16 protein-coding genes are annotated in these 16,936 nt (G+C 46.2%); 8 read left to right on the top strand and 8 right to left on the bottom strand.

What is annotated here, in order from left to right; translation table 11 throughout:
- Nucleotides 1–35: 35 nt before the first annotated feature.
- The 6 genes from IDJ76_RS18570 to IDJ76_RS18545 form a co-directional block, all read right to left on the bottom strand.
- A complete protein-coding gene (locus tag IDJ76_RS18570) occupies nt 36–371 on the bottom strand; it encodes a penicillin-binding protein (protein WP_191165420.1) in 336 nt (111 codons plus the stop codon).
- Between the two features lie 34 nt (nt 372–405).
- The gene (locus tag IDJ76_RS18565; protein ID WP_191165418.1) at nt 406–897 is read right to left on the bottom strand and encodes a DUF1281 family ferredoxin-like fold protein; all 492 of its coding nucleotides are present in this window, start codon (nt 895–897) and stop codon (nt 406–408) included.
- Between the two features lie 713 nt (nt 898–1,610).
- On the bottom strand, nt 1,611–2,855 hold the full coding sequence (locus IDJ76_RS18560) for an MFS transporter (RefSeq protein ID WP_191165416.1): 1,245 nt from the start codon (nt 2,853–2,855) through the stop codon (nt 1,611–1,613).
- Nucleotides 2,848–4,014, bottom strand: coding sequence for an efflux RND transporter periplasmic adaptor subunit (locus IDJ76_RS18555; RefSeq protein WP_191165414.1), 1,167 nt, complete (start codon nt 4,012–4,014; stop codon nt 2,848–2,850). Before IDJ76_RS18555 ends, IDJ76_RS18560 begins: the two co-directional genes overlap by 8 nt.
- Nucleotides 4,001–8,362 carry a CusA/CzcA family heavy metal efflux RND transporter gene (locus IDJ76_RS18550; RefSeq protein WP_191165412.1) on the bottom strand — a complete coding sequence of 1,454 codons (4,362 nt, stop codon included), beginning with the start codon at nt 8,360–8,362 and terminating at the stop codon, nt 4,001–4,003. The genes IDJ76_RS18555 and IDJ76_RS18550 overlap by 14 nt, the downstream gene beginning before the upstream one ends.
- A gap of 73 nt (nt 8,363–8,435) precedes the next feature.
- Nucleotides 8,436–8,780, bottom strand: coding sequence for a hypothetical protein (locus tag IDJ76_RS18545; RefSeq protein WP_191165410.1), 345 nt, complete (start codon nt 8,778–8,780; stop codon nt 8,436–8,438).
- Between the two features lie 40 nt (nt 8,781–8,820).
- Between IDJ76_RS18545 and IDJ76_RS18540 the strand changes: the two genes are divergently transcribed.
- The 5 genes from IDJ76_RS18540 to selD all read left to right on the top strand — a co-directional run bounded on the left by IDJ76_RS18540 (nt 8,821) and on the right by selD (nt 11,493).
- Complete coding sequence (locus IDJ76_RS18540) at nt 8,821–9,021, top strand: hypothetical protein (protein ID WP_191165408.1); 201 nt, start codon at nt 8,821–8,823, stop codon at nt 9,019–9,021.
- Nucleotides 9,022–9,076: 55 nt separating this feature from the next.
- Nucleotides 9,077–9,247 (top strand): hypothetical protein, encoded by a 171-nt coding sequence (locus IDJ76_RS18535; protein ID WP_191165406.1) that lies wholly within the window; start codon nt 9,077–9,079, stop codon nt 9,245–9,247.
- 172 nt (nt 9,248–9,419) lie between these two features.
- Complete coding sequence (locus IDJ76_RS21165; protein WP_317173980.1) at nt 9,420–9,854, top strand: rhodanese-like domain-containing protein; 435 nt, start codon at nt 9,420–9,422, stop codon at nt 9,852–9,854.
- On the top strand, nt 9,761–10,453 hold the full coding sequence (locus IDJ76_RS18530) for a hypothetical protein (protein ID WP_317173982.1): 693 nt from the start codon (nt 9,761–9,763) through the stop codon (nt 10,451–10,453). The genes IDJ76_RS21165 and IDJ76_RS18530 overlap by 94 nt, the downstream gene beginning before the upstream one ends.
- Nucleotides 10,453–11,493 (top strand): selenide, water dikinase SelD, encoded by a 1,041-nt coding sequence (gene selD / locus IDJ76_RS18525; protein ID WP_191165404.1) that lies wholly within the window; start codon nt 10,453–10,455, stop codon nt 11,491–11,493. The genes IDJ76_RS18530 and selD overlap by 1 nt, the downstream gene beginning before the upstream one ends.
- A gap of 4 nt (nt 11,494–11,497) precedes the next feature.
- Here the strand turns inward: selD and IDJ76_RS18520 are convergent, their stop codons facing one another.
- Nucleotides 11,498–12,121 carry a class I SAM-dependent methyltransferase gene (locus tag IDJ76_RS18520; RefSeq protein WP_191165402.1) on the bottom strand — a complete coding sequence of 208 codons (624 nt, stop codon included), beginning with the start codon at nt 12,119–12,121 and terminating at the stop codon, nt 11,498–11,500.
- Between the two features lie 43 nt (nt 12,122–12,164).
- Between IDJ76_RS18520 and IDJ76_RS18515 the strand changes: the two genes are divergently transcribed.
- Nucleotides 12,165–12,641 carry a rhodanese-like domain-containing protein gene (locus tag IDJ76_RS18515; protein WP_191165400.1) on the top strand — a complete coding sequence of 159 codons (477 nt, stop codon included), beginning with the start codon at nt 12,165–12,167 and terminating at the stop codon, nt 12,639–12,641.
- A 97-nt stretch (nt 12,642–12,738) separates the two neighbouring features.
- Complete coding sequence (locus tag IDJ76_RS18510; protein WP_191165398.1) at nt 12,739–13,788, top strand: hypothetical protein; 1,050 nt, start codon at nt 12,739–12,741, stop codon at nt 13,786–13,788.
- Nucleotides 13,789–13,791: 3 nt separating this feature from the next.
- Here the strand turns inward: IDJ76_RS18510 and IDJ76_RS18505 are convergent, their stop codons facing one another.
- Nucleotides 13,792–14,511 (bottom strand): TylF/MycF/NovP-related O-methyltransferase, encoded by a 720-nt coding sequence (locus IDJ76_RS18505; RefSeq protein WP_191165396.1) that lies wholly within the window; start codon nt 14,509–14,511, stop codon nt 13,792–13,794.
- Nucleotides 14,512–14,692: 181 nt separating this feature from the next.
- Between IDJ76_RS18505 and IDJ76_RS18500 the strand changes: the two genes are divergently transcribed.
- Nucleotides 14,693–16,927 (top strand): heavy metal translocating P-type ATPase, encoded by a 2,235-nt coding sequence (locus tag IDJ76_RS18500; protein WP_191165393.1) that lies wholly within the window; start codon nt 14,693–14,695, stop codon nt 16,925–16,927.
- The last annotated feature ends 9 nt before the right edge of the window (nt 16,928–16,936 follow it).

Below are 16,936 nucleotides of genomic sequence, written 5' to 3'. Positions count from 1 at the left end.
TTTTATGAATTGTAATTGTGTTTGAATGCCCTGTTTCAGGGCTTTATCATGTAGAGATAGTCGTTGTAGCGTTGCGTTATATCCTCGCCCCGCTCAAACTTGCCCTTCCCGAAGTCGTACCCTTCTTCAAAAAAAGAAACCCTCTTTTTCAGCAGGTTGATTTCATACCTGTAGGTGGCATTTATCCGCTGTTCGCCCATCGTGCAATGTTCCGTTAACAGCTTCAATTCGGCTGTCCCATCTTCTAATGCCAATAAGGGAACTATCAAATCTTCTACGATGTAGCCCTGTTCAGGTGCGCTGCTGCTATCGGCAACACATTTGAGTTTCCTGCCGTTGCTTAGGGTGATGTGTATGTTAGACCGTGTCATGCTATTTAATTTTGATTTGCTGAGGTAGTTAGTATTATTCGTTGTTCAAATCCTGCAATGCTTTAATCGCTTTCTTTCTTTCCAATAGGATTTCCAGTATCTCCTCATTGCTTTCATAAGTGTTGCCCTCAAAAGAATAGGTATCACTTTCCTCATCATACCCGCATAGTTCGTAGTCTTCGGATGCTAAGAAAACATCCGTAAATACACTGTCTTTATAGGTTGCTTCGCCATAGACCATATTTCCCGGTTCTGCGTAGCGGTGAATAAAACCGATGCTGAAATGTTCGGCTATCTGTTTCATCACCCCGAAATTCGGCGACCATTTTGTTTCGTAATACAGTATGCCGTCTTCCCATCGGGTGTCGAAAAGGTATCCCGTATCTTTTTCGTTTACAAAGGCAGGCAACTGCCCTTTGCCTTCTTTCTTTTCTTTTGCAGCAATCGCTGTAAAAAGCACCTCCAAATACTCGAATTGGCAGTGTTCGCCAATAAATTCTACCGTGTTACTGCACCAGTTTGCCATGTCTTCTTTTGTTAAGTGAATAAATCTGTTTCGCATCTCTCTTCGCCTTGCCTGTCCTGATTAATATTTTTAAAAGAAAAAGGGGAAAAAGAAAGCCGCACATGGTGACCGCAGCCGGACAAAAGGAAACGGAATAAGTGCCGGAGGCTGAATAAGTGAGGAACGAGCTTATTCATTATGCCGTAAGCTTTTGGCCTCCTCCAAAAAATAAAACGGTCGACAATTTAGCTGCGCTTTTTACCCGTTCGCATAAAAATTAAATCAAAAAATACCCGGCATAACCTCCCTGGTTATTAAATACAAAGTGAATCGATGCAGAAATGAAAATGTACCGTTTTTATCTCCAGGGAAAAGCAAGTGCCTGCCTGCCGAATGAGCGGGATGAATAAGCCTGGTTAAGCGGAGCGTACGGTCTTATCCGGCAAAGCGGGTGGGGCATACGGCAGGCAGGCTCTTGCTGCGCGGCCCGGAATCTGGCGAAGAAATGCAGCGTAGCAAATGGATGAGCCTGATGTGAGGGCGTGGGGAATGCAGCAGTTTCTCCGATGAGAGGTAAAGCTGACCATCCCGGCCAGCTTCATGCACAAAAGCAGAAATCTACAGGGTTACCATTATCTTTGCAAGTCTCTATGGGAACTTGATTAAATGAAAAAACAGGAAGCGACTTAGCCGCCCCCTGTTTGCAAAGGGATAGAAATAAGATTAATGCCGTATTAAGCTGTGCTTCGTTTATGCTGTTTCATAAAGAACATGGCCGCTCCCAAAAGAGCCAGAGATAGTATCCCTCCGTATAAAAAATCCTTTCCTGCAAAATGGCTGCCGGTGTACCCTGCTATCGGGTAAGCGACAGCCCACCACAAATGTGAGAATGCGAAGTGTGAGCCGTAAACCTTGCCCTGTTCATTTTCCGCGATATTTTCACCGATCAAAGTTTCGGAAGGCATTTCGGCCAGACTTTGACCTAAGCCTGCAAAGACCCATAAGATCATCATTACAGGAAAGCTGACGAAGTTGGTAATAGAGATCGTTATCGCTAAGACCAGGGCACCTAAGATCAGCGAGATGCGCCTGGTTTTTGTTTTATCCAGACTTCCCGCTACAAACGCCGCGATGCTGGCACCAATTCCGAACGCGGCCATCACCCAGCCGTAATGCTTGTCGTCTAAATGTAATCCGCTTTTGATATGACCCACTGAATTAACCAATATCTGTGCCCCGGCAATAGCGGACACAAACTCGATAATTAATGCAAACCGGATAATCGGATTGCCAAATAATAGCTTGATCCCTTTGAGCACATCCTGCCAGGCCGTAAATGTCTTTTGTGTCTTATCAACTTTTTTTTGCAGCTTATCAGCAGGCAGCATCAGGATCAAAATACCTGCAATAATAAATGATCCTGCATCGATAAAAAAGATTTCTCTTGCGCCGAACCATACCGCCAATATGCCTGCCAGGCCCGGCCCTAATACACCCAATATCTGGAAAGTAGCGGTCGATAAGCCTACAGCCTGCCGGTAATGTTCCTTATCCACCACCTGCGGAATGACCGCACGGTAAGTTGGCGTAAAAAACGCATTGAATATATTTAAAGCAAACACTAAAGCGTAGATCTGCCACTCGAAATGTACAAATGGCAGACAGGCCACAATACCCATGCGGATAAAGTGTGTAACCACGAGGATGGTTTTGCGGCTTACCCGGTCGGCCAATACCCCGGCAAATGGTGAAAAGATAATAAAGGCAGTTACCCGCAGCGTTAAAGCACTGGCTAAGATGATCGCAGACTTTTCTTTGCCGAATTGATAAGATAACAAAGCCAAACCTACCCAGGTAACGGCATCGCCCAAAAGGCTTACCGACTGTGCGAAATACAAGCCTGCAAATACTTTGTTCTTTAGGGCCACAAAGGTATCGGCAAAAGCCGATAGCCAATTACCGCTTTTTGTATTATTCATCTTCCCCGGTGTTTTTCATTTTCATTAATAAACTGTAAGCGCCTTTGGTTACAAAGGTCTGGCCGCGTAATTCAGAACTATTCGCTAATAATTCTATATAACCATCTTTAGCAACTCCCGGTTTAATTTCTACAATCTCGTAAGTGTTCTTCCCCTTTACCTTAAAAGCATAACTTTTGTTTTCATAGTTGACAATCGCATCTTCCGGTAGGGTCAGCGCATGATTCGCCGTGATCTCAATCTCCGCATTCATAAAGGTGCCCGGCAACAAGGTTTTATCGTATTGCTCAAAATGGCAATGCACCTCCGTTTTACGCTGGTCGGTCAAATCCCTACCGATCAGCACGATCTTGCATTCATATTTTTTATTGGGATTGCTATTCGAGTAAGCAACTACCGTTTGCCCCTCGTGCAATAAGTTCACATCTTTTTCGAACACATCCAATGCCAGATGAATATCCCTCGGATCAACGATCTCGAATAACACGTCGCTCGGATTCACGTATTTTCCAATATTAACATTCACTTTGCTCACATAGCCATCAATGGGGGACCGTATGGCTGCACTCCTTGTAATACTGCCATCGGTCACTTTAGCCGGGTTCATACCGATCAAACGTAGTTTTTCCGCTAAAGAACTTACCATGATCTTCTGGCTTTCGTAATCGGTCTGTGCCTGCTGAAAGACCTTATCACTATTAGCTTTACTGACGTTGAGATCATGCTGGCGTTCAAAGTCTTTTTGCGCAAAGTTCAGTTTGGCTTTGGCGGTTAGATAATCCTGCTGTAACTGGATGAATTGCTGGTCTTCCATCATAGCGATGGTTTCGCCACGGTTGACGTGCATCCCCGGTAAAAGCTTGCTTGACTTTAAGTAACCGCCCATCGGGAAACTTATGCTCACCATACTTTGCGGCGGTACGTCAATGGCGCCGGTGACTTTTAAAGTGGTCGCTACCGGGCGGTCACCCGCGTGTCCGGTATCTATCCCGGCTGTTTTGATCTGCGCATCGGTGAGCGTTACCGTGGTTGTACTTTCGGTTTTTGGTCTTTTCTCGGTCTTTGTTTCCGTTTTCTCGGTTTGGCCACCGCAAGAAAATAAGGCAAGCGCAATAAGCAATACTGCCGCTTTTTGTATAGTTGATTTAGCGTATTTCATTTGAATTGTTTTGAAGGGAATTGATCTGTATTATAGCTTGGTTTAAATTGTTCACCGCATCGGCGTACTCGCTGCGTAATGCCGTTGCCTGGTTGATGAGTAATACATATTCCAGGTAATTCACCTGTCCGGCAGTAAACTGTAAATTTGCCGTTTTTAAGATCAGATTAGCATTGGGCAATCCTGTCTTTTCGTAATAGCCGACCAGCTTTTGATATTTACCGACTTCTTCGGCCGCTTGTTTATAGCGTCTTTGGAGCGCCTGTAATCCCGACTGGTAATCTACCTGCGCCTGCCGTTCTTTGATACGCGAGGCACTTACCTTATTCTTTTGTGCGCCAAAGAACAAAGGCACCGAAACACCCAACTGAACAGATGAAAAACGGTTGCTGCCATCGTAATTGCGGTTCACCCCATTTACGGTTTGTGCCCCATTAAAGCTTTGATTATAATAACCCAGGCTCAGATCAGGTAATAGTTTTGACCGCTCTAATGCCGTTTGCGCTTGACTAACTTGTTTTTGCTGGCTTAACAATAAAACCAGCGGATGGTTACTAAAAGCGGTATCCGTGACAACGGGATTGGGTAATTTAAAACCATTTGCCTCGGGTTGATAATCCATGCTTGCGTTAAGTAATACACGGAAACGGTCACCGGCAATTAACAGGTCTGCATTTAACATTTCTGTTTGCCGGGCGATCTGACCACGCTGCGTTTCAGCGGTAGTTTTTTCCAGGATATTGCTTTCCCCTTTTTCAAACCTCAGGTTGGCATTTTTAACAAAAAGCGCATAAGTGCTGTCTACGCTTAAAAGCAAACTCAACTTCTGATTAAGATACAGAATATGATAAAAGCTTTCCGTAACCTGTCGTTCCAGTTCCCTTATTCTGACATTGACATTTAATTCACCGGCCTGATATTCCGCATTTAGCAAAGCTTTTTGCCGGGTATAAACTGTCGGGAAATTAACGGATTGCACGACTGATAATCGGTTATCGTCGTAGGCGCTATTGATCTTGCCGTACTCCCCGCTAATAGTGGTTTTAGGAATAGTTACACCTGTGCCTGTATTCCTTTTCAGGTAATCCACGTTCAGCCGTTCGCTTTTCAGGTTCAGGTTATTTTTTATGGCGGTGTCTATCGCCGCTTTCAGGCTGATCGGTGTTTGCGCCTTCGCCGTTCCTGCAAACAGTCCCAGCGTGGTGAGCAGTAATATCACCGCAGGCTTTGCAGATACTTTCATGGTTTTCCCTTTTTCAAACAGGATATATAAAATGGGCAACACAAATAAGGTCAGGAACGTAGCGGTAATTAAGCCGCCTATCACTACAGTAGCTAAAGGCCGCTGTACTTCCGCGCCTGCACCGTTACTTAAAGCCATTGGCAGGAAACCTAATGAAGCCACGGCGGCAGTCATCAATACCGGCCTTAACCGTAGTTTGGTGCCTTCAAATACAATGTCCCGCAGATCATCCCAGCCTGCTGCACGGAGGCGGTTAAATTCTGAAATCAATACCAGTCCATTCAATACCGCTACGCCAAACAGGGCGATAAAGCCGACACCAGCGCTGATGCTGAAGGGCATCCCGCGCACAATCAAAGCAATCACGCCTCCAATTGCAGATAATGGCACGGCTGAGAAAATAAGCAACCCCTGTTTCATGGAGCCGAATGCGAAATAAAGCATCAGGAATATCAGTAATAAAGAAACCGGAACGGCGATCATCAGCCGCTGTTTGGCGGCGTTGAGGTTTTCAAAAGCGCCACCATAGGTAGTATAATAACCAGGTGGCAGGTTCAATTGAGCATTTACCTTTTGCTGTAATTCTTCCACGATGCTTTGCACATCCCGGCCCAGTACGTTAAAGCCGACAATAATGCGGCGTTGGGCATCTTCTCGTTGGATCTGGTTTGGGCCTTCTTCGATTTTTACTTCGGCAACCTGTTGTAAAGGCACCTGGTTGCCTGTCGGTGTCGGGATCAATAAGTCCTGTACATCGCTTAATTGTTTGCGCTGCTCACCCGCCAGCCGTACCACCAGGTCAAAACGTTTCTCCCCCTCATAAACCGTACCGCTACTTTGACCGGCAAAAGCGGTATTGACCACCCGGTTAATATCTTCCACGTTAAGCCCATATTCGGCGATAGCAGCACGTTTATAACGGATCACGATCTGCGGCATACCGGTAACGGCTTCTATGTAAATATCCCGTGCTCCTTTGATGCCCCCGGCTAGTGCGCCTAACTTTTTGGCAAAGATGGCCAGTGTATCCAGGTTTTCCCCGAAGATCTTACAAACCACATCCTGTCTTGCACCGGTCATCAGTTCATTAAAGCGCATCTGCACCGGGTATTGAAAACCAAAGGTTACGCCAGGTACCGCTTCCAGTTCTTCTGACATTTTTTCGGTGAGCTCATCAAAGCTTTTCGCGCTTGTCCATTTGCTTTTGTCTTTAAGGATCACCATCATATCACTGGCTTCTATAGGCATCGGGTCGGTGGGTATCTCCGAACTGCCGGTCTTTCCAACGACTTGCTCCACTTCAGGAAATTTAGATAGCAATATCTTCGAGCCTTGTTTGATCGCCTGCACCGAGGTTTGCAATCCGCTGCCGGTTAATACCCTGGTTTCTACGGCAAAATCACCTTCTTCCAGTTTGGGTATAAATTCACCACCCAGTTTAGTCAGGACAAAAACAGCTCCAATAAAGGCAACCGCGGCGATGCCGATCACTGTCTTAGGGAACTTAACCACTCTGACCAATGCGCTATGATAATGTCGCTGGAAAAAATCCATCATTCGATCCGACCAGTTCATCGTGTTTTTTTGCTTACGGTTTAAAAACAAGCTGCTCATCACCGGTACGTAGGTCAGGGAAAGGATAAAGGCACCGATCAAAGCAAATGCGACCGTCTGCGCCATCGGCTTGAACATTTTGCCCTCAATCCCCTGCAAGGTGAAAATAGGAATGTAGACAATCAGGATAATGAGTTCACCAAAGATAGCGGCGTTACGCATTCTTGCCGAAACGGTGATCACATCGTTATCCATTTCCTCATGACTAACTTCTGTGCGTTTTTTCAAGTGTATTTCATGCATAATGGCTTCTACGATAATCACCGTTCCATCGACGATCAAACCGAAGTCGAGTGCGCCCAGACTCATCAGGTTGCCCGATACGCCAAACAGGTTCATGAATATCACGGCAATGAGCATCGCCAGCGGGATTACCGAAGCAACGATGAGAGCCGCACGGAAATTACCCAAGAATATGATCAGAACAATCAGCACAATAGCGATACCTTCCAATAAATTATGTTCAACTGTACCGATAGCGTTATCTACCATTTTGGTGCGGTCAAGGAAAGCATCGATAATGACACCGGGTGGTAGCGTCTTTTGGATCTGCACCACCTTATCTTTAATGTTTTTGATCACCTCATTACTGTTGGCTCCTTTCAGCATCATGACCACTGCGCCGGAAACTTCCTGTTTGCCGTTCCAGGTCATCGCGCCATAGCGGGTGGCATGATCTAAGCCGACCTCGCCAATATCACGGATCAATAAAGGTGTGCCGTTGGGTAGGTTTTTTACCACGATGCTGCCAATATCGTCCAATGAGCCGACCAAACCCTCACTGCGGATAAACAGCACCGTAGGCCCCCGTTCAATATAAGCTCCGCCGGTATTGCTATTATTCTTTTGAAGTGCAGTAAAGACATCGCTGATAGAGATACCATTCGCTTTGAGTCGGGCAGGATCAACCGAAATTTCGTATTGCTTGAGGTAACCGCCAAAGCTGCTCACATCAGCAACGCCAGGTAATCCTAATAGCTGTTTACGCACGATCCAGTCCTGTATGGTACGCAAGGCCATCGCATCATACTTCTGCTCATAACCGGCTTTGGCCCTGACTGTGTATTGATAAATTTCACCAAGGCCGGTCGTTACGGGAGCCATTTCCGGCTTACCGTATTCCGTTGGTATCTGGCTGGCAATATCGTTGAGCCGTTCGGCAACTTGCTGCCGTGCCCAATAGATCTCGGCTTTTTCCTCGAACACGATGGTAACAACGGATAAACCAAATCGGGAGAAACTGCGGATTTCCTTCACATTAGGGATATTGCGACAGGATTGTTCGACAGGAAAAGAGATAAAGCGTTCCACATCCGGCGCCCCCAATGAGGGGGTACGGGTGATGATTTGTACCTGGTTGTCGGTAATGTCCGGCACGGCATCTATCGGCAGGCGTTTCACCTCGTAGATACCAAAGCAGATCAGGCCAAATATAAAAAGGCCGATGATGAGTTTATTCCTTACGGAAAACTCAATGATTTTATTTAACATGAAAAAAGAAGATTACTGTTAATGTTCAGAAAAAACACAAAGGCAAAGCCTCAAGCTGTGAAGACAGCGGATATTAACAGTTGGAAGGGGGGCCGCGAAGAATGATTTGATCTGTGACCCAACCCGGCGGGTAGGGTTCATCAGGCAAGATAATCGGCTGATCAGGTAATATAACCGGGAACTGTATAAACCTGTATTCCGGCTGATAGACTATTGCCGGTATGATTTCTTGCAGGCCATCGAAATGATAAACCTGTGAGGAAAAGACATGGTCAACCTTGGCGTGTTCCAGCACATCGTTATCATGATGCGCGATATGGTCATCGTGGTCATCATCATGATGATGCGCAACGATATTATGGAACAGCAACAGAACAAGTCCTGTCATTAAAAATATTCTGCTGATCCATAGCTTCATAAAGCAAATATAGGATATAATTAAACCGGAAATGGATCTTATGAAAAATAGCCATTCTATCGTCCCTCAAGTAATACGAAATTTGATTGCGCTTTTATCCGTTTTCAAAAAAATCAAATCAGAAAATATCCGGCATGATTTCTTTGTTTATAAAGACAAAGCCATCCTGTTTAAAACTGAAGATGCAATGATTATTTCCCAGCGGAAAAGCAAGTGCTTGCCTGCCGGAAAAGCGGGATGAATAAGCCAGGTTAAGCGGAGCGTACGGTCTTATTCAGAAAAGCGGGCAGCGCTATATGGCAGGCAGGCTCTTGCTGCGCGGACCCGGAATCTGGCGAAGGAATACAGCAAAGCAAATGGATGAGCATGATGGGAGCGCATGGGTGAATGCAGCAGGGATGGCAGCGGCATCCTTCGGCAGAAGATACAGCGGATCAGCCCGGCCCCTTCAACAACTGAAAGAATAAATAAGGGGGGCTGCTCCATTAATCCCAATTCATGGATGAATAATGGGAGACAGACGCAATCGGCCCCGCAGTTGTAGGGCATGAAGGATCGACCCAGGTAATTGTGTTTGACGGCTTACGTTTATTGATTCAGAACGGGCGGAAGTAAATAGTAACGTATATTTACAGCGTAATGGTCAAACCGATAACGATCAATAATTTCCTGCAGCTTAAAGACCCTTTTGCTTTAATAGATGTGCGCACACCTGCGGAATACGCACATGGCCATGTGCCAGGTGCGTTTAACCTCCCTTTATTCAGTAACGAAGAAAGGGTAAAGGTAGGTACGACTTATAAGCAGGTTGGCCGGGAAGAAGCAATCCTGTTAGGATTTGACCTGACCGGTTCCAAATGGTCTGGTTTTATTAAGGAAGCTCTGATCATCGCACCGGACAAAAGAATTGGTGTTCATTGCTGGCGTGGGGGATGCGCAGCGGGGCGATGGCATGGGCACTCGACCTTTACGGCTTTGAGGTGTATGTCATACAGGGGGGCTATAAAAAATACCGGGGCTGGGTGCCTCAACAGTTTGATCGGCCCTACAGCATTCAGATACTTGGCGGGATGACCGGTTCGGGCAAGACCCGTATATTACAGCAACTCAAAGTAACAGATGAACAGGTTATTGATCTGGAAGACCTGGCCCAGCACCAGGGTTCATCTTACGGCAGTATGAATAAAATGGTACAACCAACCCAGGAACAGTTTGAGAATAATTTGGCTGAACAGTTAAAAAACACAGATCCGCAAAAAAAGGTATGGGTGGAAGATGAAAGCCTGACCATCGGCAAACGTTCCATACCTAACCCCTTCTGGCAACAGATGCGGAATGCGGCGATGATAGATATTAAGGTAGCGTTACAGCAACGCGTTAACGCATTAGCCGCTGAATATGGTTCTTTAGATAAGCACTTCCTGATGGAATCTACGGAACGCATCCGTAAAAGGCTTGGGCCGGAACAAACCAAATATGCCATAGAAGCCATCATGGAAGGCCGTATGAGGGATTTCGTAAAGATCGTATTGGTCTATTATGATAAAACATACCGGACCGGTTTAAGTAAGCGAAATGCCGCACAGGTATTTCCATTGGAGCTGAACGGTACCGACATCACAACCCAGGCCCGTCACCTATTAAATTTTACTGCTAATACTGTTATTTATTAATGGATAATCAAACAATTAAACTGACCCAATATTCCCACGGTGCGGGTTGCGGCTGTAAGATCAGCCCGGCTATCCTCGATAAGATACTGCATAGCCCCCTTGTGACAACGCCTGATGCGAGGCTGTTAGTAGGCAATGACAAACGCGACGACGCGGCGGTATTAGATCTGGGTAACGGCATCGCACTGATCTCTACGACCGACTTTTTTATGCCGATAGTGGATGATGCCTATGATTTTGGGCGTATTGCCTCAGCTAACGCCATCAGTGATGTTTACGCTATGGGTGGTAAGCCTGTATTGGCTATTGCTATTTTAGGCTGGCCGATTGATAAATTACCCCCCGAAGTCGCCCAAAAAGTACTGGAAGGCTCACGGGCCATTTGCGCTGAAGCGGGTATCACGTTGGCCGGGGGCCATAGTATTGATTGCCCCGAGCCGGTATTTGGTTTGGCGGTGAATGGTATGGTCAATATTTCGCACCTTAAACAAAATTCTACAGCAACCGCCGGTTGCCGGTTATATCTCACCAAAGCTTTGGGTGTGGGCATCTTGTCAACCGCTCAAAAAAAAGGTATATTGTTACCTGAAGATGCGGCTATTGCTTTAAAAAGTATGACCACCTTAAACAAGCTGGGAGACGTATTCGGGCAGATGGCTGATGTAAAAGCCATGACAGACGTAACCGGGTTTGGATTATTAGGACATCTCTCAGAAATGTGCGAGGGGAGCGGATTATCCGCTGTTATTGAATTTGACAAAGTACCTGTGATCCCATCGCTACGCGGATATTTAGAACAAAAATGCTATCCCGGAGGTACCGGGCGCAACTGGAACAGCTACGGACATAAGATCGGGCCGGTTACCGAAGAACAGAAATATATCCTGGCCGACCCGCAAACAAGTGGCGGCTTGCTGGTAGCCGTTGCGAAAGAAGGTATTGCGGCATTTGAAGCAGCATTAAAAGACCTCGGGCACAATTTAGCACCTATCGGTTGGTTAGAGAATCCAGATAACGATGCGCTGATAACGGTGATTTAAAGCATTAGTTGATGCTTTGCTTTTTAAAGCTACAGAACAGGAAGTTTTGTTTGGTTTGAAAGGGGGTGATATGATCTTCATGGATACACTTGATCTTTTCAAAATGTTTTTTCAACTGCCTTTGCAATTGGACTTCAGTATATTGTTTGATCGGTAAGCCGCTGCATTTGTCCGGCCCGTTTTCAGAAAAGGTGCCCACCACCATGTAGTTATTAATTGATCTGCCTGCAATTTGAAGATAAGCACCAATCTGGTTTTTGCTGGTTAAAAAATGAAATGTTGCCCGGTCGTGCCATAGGTCAAAATGCCTGTCTGTTTTGAACTCGGTAATATCGGAAACCACCCATTTAACCAATTCACTTCGTTCGCCAAGCCTGGTTTTTGCTTTGTTGATTGCCGCTTCAGAAATATCCAACACGGTAATATCCTGAAAGCCCTCTTGTATAAGAAAATCCACCAGGTTGCTGTCACCGCCGCCAATATCAATGATACTGGAACTTTTAGATAACCGGAACCCGTGGATAAAATCCAGGGATGTTTGAGGAACCGCCTGCGTCCAGCTTACCTGATCCGAAGTTTTATTGGAATAAACATCATCCCAGTGTGCTTTTTGATTACCTTCATGCATAAAATCTGATCTTTATAATAAAGGTCATCATAATTTCAACCAAATGCGCAATAAAATACGCTTAACTATTTACTGCTTTTTCATTGGCATCTTGTGGTCTTCACTGGCCAAGGCGCAGACATCACCGGTAGCTGCACCCTTTGTCCCTGTTCATTATCCCTGGACGGAACGTGAACTCATGGAACCTGCTTTACTTGCTGCGAACATAAAAGAAAACCCGGCTAAACTGCCGCTGATTCTCAATATAGGCGCAGTCGAAGACATTAAAGGGGCAAAACATATTGGTGCTGCGGATGAAACAGAAAATTTAAAAGCACTGAAAGCAATGGTAGTTACACTGCCTAAAAACAGGGACATCGTCATCTATTGCGGGTGTTGCCCTTTCACTAAATGCCCTAACATCAGGCCTGCTTTCCAGGAATTGAAGAAAATGGGATTTACCCATATCAAATTATTAAACCTTCCGGTCAACCTGCAAACCAATTGGATCGCTAAAGGTTATCCATTAGCGGGGAGCTGATCAAGTCGGCTACCCTTATTTTCGTGATTCAAATGAATAAAGCAGTTCATTTAGCGTTGCTAAAGGCTTAACTTTCCAAAATTTATATATTAGTAAAATGAGAAGAGTAAGTTTTTTTGTACTATCATTTACAATGTTACTAACGTTAAGTTCCCTGTCAGACGACCGGAATTTAATCGGAGAGGGACAGCAGCCACAAGTCAGCTTGGATAACAAAGGAATTATCAGGGTTGTGTTCGGATCTGCCGACCAGATATTTTGTGTTGCTTCAACAGATCATGGCGTATCGTTCAGCAGGCCCGCACTCGTTGCCAAATTACCCGAAATGCACCTGGGTATGGCAAGAGGCCCGCAACTAACCAGTTCAAAAAACTTTTCGGTGATCACCGCAATGGACAAATCCGGCAATATCTACTGGTATCGTCTTGCTCATGATACCGGCAAATGGAAAAGTATGGGCAGGGTAAACGATCAGCTGGGGTCAGCCCCTGAGGGATTGATGAGCATTGCCGCTGATGATCAGGATCATTTTTACGCGGCCTGGCTAGACATCCGAAAAGGAAAGCAGAACCAGATCTATTTTTCATCCCTATCGGGTAAAGCGCTTAACTGGTCTAAAAATACGATGGTCTATCAGTCACCTGACCAGCATGTTTGTGAGTGCTGTAAACCCAGCATAGCAGTACAGGGTTCTTCGGTCGCTATTATGTTCCGCAATTGGCTGAACGGTTCGCGTGACCTTTATGTAACCCGCTCTTCAAATATGGGGCAAACTTTTTCGGCAGCGCAAAAGATGGGCATGAATACCTGGAAATTGAACGGTTGCCCGATGGATGGCGGGAGCCTGCGGATCAGCCCGGCCAACGCGGTGCAGACGGTATGGCAACGGAAAGGCAATATCTATTATGCAACTCCCGGCGAGCCGGAAACCTACCTGGCCAGGGGAAGAACCTGCAGTATTGCCGGTAGTGGAAAGAATCCGCTGATCACTTACCAGAACAATGATACCCTGAATGTGATCGCTTTCCCTCAAAAAACACCAAGGCTGATCGGAACCGGCAGCTACGTAAAAGCGGTGCAGCTAAGCGCAACCGGCAATTTTTTTGTGTGGGAACAAAAGAACCAGATCAGGTTTCGAAAAATGTAAAAACTAAACTTTGCGGAAATAAGCGTGATTATATTGGTTACCCCACAGGCAAACAATCTTCTCCGGTTTGTCCGCAAAAAATTCATCATAAGCCAGTTTAACGCCGGGGTTAATATCCAGTCCTTCAACGCCGGTTGAAGCATCAAAATAATCCATCATGATACAGACAGAATTTTTTGGCATCCGGGGGTAAATACTTTCGAAACAATGCAACATTACAGCTTTATGCTCCATTTTATCACCACCGAAACCGCAGTCGATGTGCACAAAAGCTATTTCTGCGGGCAATTCAGCCGGCAGGGTTGTTTTAAAATCCCCTTTATGTACAATCGGCTGCTTTAGTTTTGCCTTGTTAAAATTGGCTTTCAGCTCGTCTTCAACGCTTCCCTTAACCTTAAAGGACGCAAAAAAGCTGTCGTAAAGGTGCAATTGCTTATCGGAGGCATTCAGCTCGATCACCTTTTCAAAAATAAGCGCACATTGCCCGGTGAAACATCCTAATTCAACCACGTCACCGGGAACCCCGTTAAAAATGACCGAATCCAGCAAGTGGTAATAATTGATCCGCTGCTCGGGCGTATTCATATCGATATTAGTATCCAGCTGCTTTACCTGGTAACCCGTTTGCATGAACCGTAACCCCTTATTAACAAACTCAATTAACGCGGAGCGTTTTTTCTCATTTACGGCGTAGGGTTTTTTAACAAGGAAATAATTGTCCATAACGTAAAGGTTTAAATAAAGTGTTTAGACATTAGTTTATACTATCAACTAATATTCAATGATAGGGAATTACTTTTAAAATCCATCGTAAAAAATTATACGGTATTCTGTAAACCTTTAGCAGAATCCTATAAAGCTTATAGTCCTGCGCAAGGGTAAATTTGTAATGTAAATTAAAAAGATGGCAGCAGAACCTATTATCACACAGACTTTCCCCGTTACCGGCATGACCTGCGCCGGTTGCGCCTCCAGCGTAGAGTCGATGATCGGCGTACAAAAAGGCGTCGAAAAAGCAGAGGTGAACTTTGCAACGCAAACAGTTAAGGTCGCTTATCACCCGGATATCGTCCAGCCTGTAGGCTTGCAACGATCTGTACAATCGGTCGGTTACGACCTCATTGTCGATACGGTAAACGGAAAAGAAAAGCAGGAACAGGCACAGCGGGATCATTACCTGGAAATGAAAAGAAATATCATCTGTGCCGGTATCCTGACCCTGCCTGTTGTCGCAATCGGCATGTTTTTTATGAACATTCCTTACGCTAATTATATCATGCTGGCATTAACTGCCCCCGTGTTGTCCATCGCCGGCAAAAACTTTTTCACCGGGGCGTGGAAACAGGCAAAGCACGGCCGAGCCAATATGGATACGCTTGTAGCGATGAGTACCGGAATTGCCTTCCTGTTCAGCGTTTTCAATACGGTCTACCCCGAGTTCTGGCACCGCAGGGGCCTGCACCCCCATGTTTATTACGAGGCGGCTTCGGTCGTGATCGTATTCATTATGCTGGGGAAACTATTGGAAGAGCGCGCGAAATCCAATACGTCTTCCGCAATCAAAAAGCTGATCGGACTACAGCCAAAGACCGTATTGCTGATTACGCCGGAAGGTGAAAAAATTACACCCGTAGAAGAAGTTAATATCGGCGACCTGCTGCTGGTCCGTCCGGGCGAAAAGATCCCGGTGGACGGCGTCGTAGAGCAGGGTAGCTCTTATATTGATGAGAGCATGATCAGCGGCGAAGCCGTCGCGGTAGAAAAAAAGAACGGCGACCGCGTTTTTGCGGGGACGATCAATCAAAAAGGCAGTTTTCGCTTCCGTGCAGAAAAGGTAGGCATTGAAACCCTGTTAGGGCAGATCATCAGGCTGGTGGAGGAAGCACAGGGCTCTAAAGCGCCGGTACAAAAAATGGTGGATAAGATTGCCGGAGTCTTTGTTCCGGTGGTGATGCTCATCGCCTTACTGACTTTGGGCGCTTGGCTATTATTTGGCGGCCAGCAAGCCATGACACAGGGGCTCCTGGCTATGGTGACCGTATTGGTGATTGCCTGTCCCTGCGCTTTAGGGCTGGCTACACCAACAGCTGTTATGGTGGGTATCGGCAAAGGAGCCGAAAACGGCATCCTGATCAAAGACGCGGAAGCCCTGGAACTGGGCTACAAAGTGAACGCTGTCATTTTTGATAAGACAGGAACGATCACGGAGGGCAAGCCCGTGGTCACCGAGCTGATCTGGGCAAAACAGGCCGCTGGTGAAAAAGAAGCTTTAGGGGCGATATTATTAGCGCTGGAGCAGCAATCTGAACATCCGCTGGCAACGGCTGTGGTCAGCTACCTGAAGGGACAAAAGATGGAGAGCGTAACGTCCGGTTACTTTCATAGTTTGACCGGCCAGGGCATCGAGGGATTGTTCAACGGGCAGCCTTTTTATGCGGGCAACCTGAAACTGGTTGAATCCTGTAAGACCTTTGTGCCGGATGAACTCCGGGTAGGTGCCGATGCGCTTTCGCAAACAGGGAAAACGGTAATTTATTTTGCATCTCATTTAACCGTACTGGCTATAGCAGCCTTGCAGGACCGGGTAAAACCCAGTTCCGCGAAAGCCATTACAGAATTGAAGGCTGCAGGGATCGCCGTCTACATGCTCACCGGCGACCATGAATCTACCGCAAAGCAGATCGGGAAAGAGGCAGGGATCAGCGACATCATCGCGGGCGCGATGCCGGCCGATAAAGCGGAATTTGTAAAGACATTGCAAAGCCGCGGAAAGATCGTGGCGATGGTTGGCGATGGTATTAATGACAGCCAGGCGCTGGCACAGGCAAACCTTTCTATCGCAATGGGCCACGGTTCGGACATTGCCATAGATGTAGCCAGGATCACACTGGTTTCTTCTGATCTCTTGCAGATTCCTAAAGCGCTTAAATTATCCAGGCTAACCGTGCGTACAATCCGGCAAAACCTGTTTTGGGCGTTTATCTATAACCTGATCGGCATACCGTTAGCTGCGGGTGTTTTGTACCCGTTCAACGGTTTCCTGCTTAACCCGATGATCGCCGGGGCGGCAATGGCACTCAGTTCTGTATCGGTCGTCACTAACAGCCTGCGGCTCAAATATTCAAAAATTAATTTTTAACAGAAATAA

Source organism: Mucilaginibacter glaciei (genome assembly GCF_014773245.1).
Lineage (GTDB): Bacteria > Bacteroidota > Bacteroidia > Sphingobacteriales > Sphingobacteriaceae > Mucilaginibacter > Mucilaginibacter glaciei.
This window is presented reverse-complemented; position numbering and strand designations above follow the sequence as displayed.

Bases quoted from the DNA above. Each gene is read 5' to 3' on its own strand.
- IDJ76_RS18570 (WP_191165420.1), bottom strand. From the start codon at position 371: ATGACACGGTCTAACATACACATCACCCTAAGCAACGGCAGGAAACTC.
- IDJ76_RS18565 (WP_191165418.1), bottom strand. From the start codon at position 897: ATGGCAAACTGGTGCAGTAACACGGTAGAATTTATTGGCGAACACTGC.
- IDJ76_RS18560 (WP_191165416.1), bottom strand. From the start codon at position 2,855: ATGAATAATACAAAAAGCGGTAATTGGCTATCGGCTTTTGCCGATACC.
- IDJ76_RS18555 (WP_191165414.1), bottom strand. From the start codon at position 4,014: ATGAAATACGCTAAATCAACTATACAAAAAGCGGCAGTATTGCTTATT.
- IDJ76_RS18550 (WP_191165412.1), bottom strand. From the start codon at position 8,362: ATGTTAAATAAAATCATTGAGTTTTCCGTAAGGAATAAACTCATCATC.
- IDJ76_RS18545 (WP_191165410.1), bottom strand. From the start codon at position 8,780: ATGAAGCTATGGATCAGCAGAATATTTTTAATGACAGGACTTGTTCTG.
- IDJ76_RS18540 (WP_191165408.1), top strand. From the start codon at position 8,821: ATGAAAAATAGCCATTCTATCGTCCCTCAAGTAATACGAAATTTGATT.
- IDJ76_RS18535 (WP_191165406.1), top strand. From the start codon at position 9,077: ATGGCAGGCAGGCTCTTGCTGCGCGGACCCGGAATCTGGCGAAGGAAT.
- IDJ76_RS21165 (WP_317173980.1), top strand. From the start codon at position 9,420: ATGGTCAAACCGATAACGATCAATAATTTCCTGCAGCTTAAAGACCCT.
- selD (WP_191165404.1), top strand. From the start codon at position 10,453: ATGGATAATCAAACAATTAAACTGACCCAATATTCCCACGGTGCGGGT.
- IDJ76_RS18520 (WP_191165402.1), bottom strand. From the start codon at position 12,121: ATGCATGAAGGTAATCAAAAAGCACACTGGGATGATGTTTATTCCAAT.
- IDJ76_RS18515 (WP_191165400.1), top strand. From the start codon at position 12,165: ATGCGCAATAAAATACGCTTAACTATTTACTGCTTTTTCATTGGCATC.
- IDJ76_RS18510 (WP_191165398.1), top strand. From the start codon at position 12,739: ATGAGAAGAGTAAGTTTTTTTGTACTATCATTTACAATGTTACTAACG.
- IDJ76_RS18505 (WP_191165396.1), bottom strand. From the start codon at position 14,511: ATGGACAATTATTTCCTTGTTAAAAAACCCTACGCCGTAAATGAGAAA.
- IDJ76_RS18500 (WP_191165393.1), top strand. From the start codon at position 14,693: ATGGCAGCAGAACCTATTATCACACAGACTTTCCCCGTTACCGGCATG.